This is a genomic window from Alcaligenes sp. 13f, assembly GCF_020496585.1.
Taxonomy (GTDB): Bacteria; Pseudomonadota; Gammaproteobacteria; order Burkholderiales; family Burkholderiaceae_B; genus Alcaligenes; species Alcaligenes phenolicus.
The window spans coordinates 1-401 of the sequence record NZ_JAHKKC010000078.1 but is presented as its reverse complement, the minus strand read 5'-3'; the positions used below and the strand labels follow the sequence as shown (position 1 = coordinate 401).

Here is a 401-nt window from a genome sequence, read left to right as displayed (position 1 = left end):
GATGCAGACGCCGACGCCGATGCCGACGCAGATGCTGATGCCGACGCTGATGCTGACGCCGACGCGGATGCTGATGCCGATGCAGACGCCGATGCCGATGCTGACGCAGACGCTGATGCCGACGCTGATGCCGACGCTGATGCCGACGCCGATGCTGATGCTGACGCGGATGCTGACGCTGATGCTGATGCTGACGCTGACGCCGATGCTGACGCAGATGCTGACGCTGATGCTGATGCTGACGCTGATGCCGATGCTGACGCGGATGCTGATGCCGATGCCGATGCAGACGCGGATGCCGACGCCGACGCCGACGCTGACGCCGACGCCGACGCCGATGCTGATGCCGATGCCGATGCAGACGCGGATGCCGACGCCGACGCGGATGCAGATGCTGACGC

The 401-nt window shown here is 65.8% G+C and carries 1 protein-coding gene; it reads left to right on the top strand.

Going from position 1 to position 401, the window contains the following annotated elements:
* A partial coding sequence (locus KOE80_RS20210; protein ID WP_226349858.1) for a hypothetical protein occupies window positions 1-401 on the top strand: 401 nt, incomplete at both ends.